Source organism: Mycobacterium parascrofulaceum ATCC BAA-614 (assembly GCF_000164135.1).
Classification (GTDB): domain Bacteria; phylum Actinomycetota; class Actinomycetes; order Mycobacteriales; family Mycobacteriaceae; genus Mycobacterium; species Mycobacterium parascrofulaceum.
In genome coordinates, this window is the sequence record NZ_GG770565.1 from 1 (window position 1) to 2,734 (window position 2,734).

At 62.3% G+C, this 2,734-nt stretch carries 4 pseudogenes; 1 reads left to right on the forward strand and 3 read right to left on the reverse strand.

Annotation, left to right across the window (positions count from 1 at the left end):
• Positions 1-237: 237 nt before the first annotated feature.
• Positions 238-551 (forward strand): annotated as a pseudogene (locus tag HMPREF0591_RS33355) (IS256 family transposase); the annotation flags it as partial.
• A 42-nt stretch (positions 552-593) separates the two neighbouring features.
• Here HMPREF0591_RS33355 and HMPREF0591_RS32795 read toward each other — a convergent pair.
• The 3 pseudogenes from HMPREF0591_RS32795 to HMPREF0591_RS32800 all read right to left on the reverse strand — a co-directional run.
• Positions 594-807 (reverse strand): annotated as a pseudogene (locus HMPREF0591_RS32795) (integrase core domain-containing protein); the annotation flags it as partial.
• Positions 808-1,017: 210 nt separating this feature from the next.
• Positions 1,018-1,902, reverse strand: a pseudogene (locus HMPREF0591_RS29180) (IS110 family transposase); the annotation flags it as partial.
• Between the two features lie 214 nt (positions 1,903-2,116).
• Positions 2,117-2,734 (reverse strand): annotated as a pseudogene (locus HMPREF0591_RS32800) (DDE-type integrase/transposase/recombinase); the annotation flags it as partial.

The following is a 2,734-nucleotide window of genomic DNA, read 5'->3' on the forward strand; positions in this document are numbered from 1 at the left end:
GTCATCCACGATAATAGTTGCTGCCCTCCCCCCACCGAGAAACATATCCGCCGAGTCCTCGGATACCGAGACCCCACTCGGTGCACTCATAGTGGTCACGACCCCCTATATATCTAGCCTGTGCCCCCGTCGACCACGAAGGTTACCTTTTCCCCGAACTTCTAGTTTCGGATACTGACAGTACAGGGTGTCGGGCGTTACAGTACTGCGAAGCGACAGGGTGCGCAACGCTAGCCCCGCGACGTGCTGACCGCGGGGGGGCGGTCAAGGTGCAGGCCCCGCGGGTCAATGACAAACGTATTGATCCCGATACCGTTGAGCGGCAGCGGTTCTCGTCGACGATCGTGCCGGCGTAAGCGCGTAAGTCGCCGCAGATGGCCGAGGTGTTGCCGTTGCTGTACCTGCATGGGCGTCCAGCGGGGATTTCAGGCCGGAGCCCTGGAGCAGTTCCTGGGTCGGGGGCCGGGTTGTCGGCAGCCACGATTACCCGGCTGACCGCCCAGTGGCAAGACGAAGTCGCCGCGTTCGGCGGCAGGGATCTGTCCGCCACCTGAATCGCCCCGGTGAGTCCGGAGACTTTCTGATGTGAGATTTCAGCCAGCGGCTGGTCTCTGGCGTGGAGTGCAATAGGCGGCTTCGAGTTCAACTGGTGGGGATATCGCCGCAGTATTCGTAGAGGCGACGGTGGTTGAACCAGTCGATCCGCCGTGCGGTGGCCAGCTCGACGTCCTTGATGGAGCGCCAGGGCTTGCCGGGCTTGATCAGCTCGGTCTTGTACAGGCCGTTGACCGTCTCGGCTAGTGCATTGATGCTCCTATATCCGTCAAGCGGCTGGTTTTTCGGCTTGTGGAGTGGTGCGCAGTGGATGCACGAGGCCCATATCTCACGGGCAAGGAAGCGTTTTAAGCACCGGATGATTTCGGCCTTGGACTTGCCTTCGGCGGTGCGTCTTGCGAGGTACGCCTGGGTGGGTTGATGGTGTTGCATGCCCACGATGACGGTGCGGTAGATCGCCGCATTAGCCTGGCGGTGGCCATCCCAGTTGAGCAGGTGGCGAACGGTTTTGCCGGTGGAGGCTGGGATCGGGCACACGCCGCACAGCTTGGTCCACGCGGCTTCAATACGGATCCGGTCGGGGTTGTCGCCGGCGACGATGAGCATCTCGGCGGCGGTGTCGGCGCCGATGCCGAATGCTGCGGTCAACTCTGGCGCGATCTCGGTGACCAATTGGGCGAGTAGTTTCTCGTGTTCAGTGATCTCCTCGTTGAGATGCTGCCAGCGGCGGGCGATCGAGCGCAGGGTGTGCTTGGTTGCGGCTTCGACCGTGCTGATGCCAGCTGGCCTCAGGCCGGCGTAGCGGCGGATTAGGGCCATCTTGGACAAGGGCTGCAGTTGTTCACGCAGCTCGTCTGGGGCGTTAACGATGACCGTCTTCAGCGAGATCATCGCTGCCGAACGGGCTTTGACCGCAATATTTTTGGCGATTTTGATCTGTCGGATCATATCCACGGTGTCATCGGCGGTCTTCGGGGTGGCGGTGGCATGGCTACCAAGCACGGCACGGGCGGCGTTTTCGGCGTCCAGGAAGTCGGACTTGCCGCGCAGCCGCCGGTCGCGCCGGTCGGTGCGCATTACCTCCACGACACCGATGTCGCTGCGACGCACGGCTGCGGTCAGGCCGGCTCCGTAGGAGCCGGTGCCTTCGATGGCGAAGGTCAGGATGTGGCCCGGGTGGCTAGCCCATTCGATCAGCTCGGCATAGCCGGCGCGGTCGGCTTGGAACGTTCCGGTGTCAAGCACCGCGCCGAAGTCGTCGAACGCGGCGGCGACATGAACGAACTTGTGGGTATCAACACCGATCACGACTCGACCGCGGCGAGGTGTGGTTGCCATGCTTGTCATTGCGACCTTCAGCGGGTTGTTGAGGCTGGCCGGTCGGGTGACGGGACTGCGATGGGACCTGGTGTGGTCAGGCTTCTATGAGGTCACTGCCCGCTCGGTCAGCACGAGGTGGAACGACCGCCCGTTGGACGACAGATCAACAGCCAGGACACCCATACCGCTGGGTCAGTCATAACACGAGTCAGGCGACCAGACAGCCGCCAACATTCTCACAGTCATAGGAGCTGCCGACCGCTCGGACCGAGGACTGGATGCCCGCTTCTGCGTGCCGTTCGCTGAACCTGATCGAGGTGTATTGACTGCGATCCCCGATCCGTCTGGTGGACAACGTCTTTGAGATCAGTACACCTTCTTGTTGACGGTTCTAGATGGCTTGCTCGATCGCATCGAGGACCATCGAGGTGGCCATCGTGGAAGCGACCCGCCAGCCCAGCATCCCGCCGCGCGTAGGCGTCGGTGGCGAAAGCGACGTAGGCAAACCCTGCTCGACGGTGCATCTGGCCACTGGAGTGCCCTCGCGGTTGAGCGCCAGCCACACCTTGTGGGCACCGTACACGCCGTAGTTGGCGGCGTAGAGCCGGCTGATCTGTTCTTTGAGTTCGTCGTCACGGCGTTCGCGGCGGCTGGGCTCGCGGTTGATGTGGTCGTAATAGGTCGATGGGGCGATCGGCATACCCAGCTCGGTCAGCTGTGTGCAGATCGACTCGACACCCCACCGCAAACCATCAGGGCCATCGCGGTGACCGTGATGATCGGCGATGAACTGGGTGATTAGTGTGTTGGCAGGTCGAGCTCGGCCGCGGAGAAAGCCGACGCCGTCTTGAAAATCGCA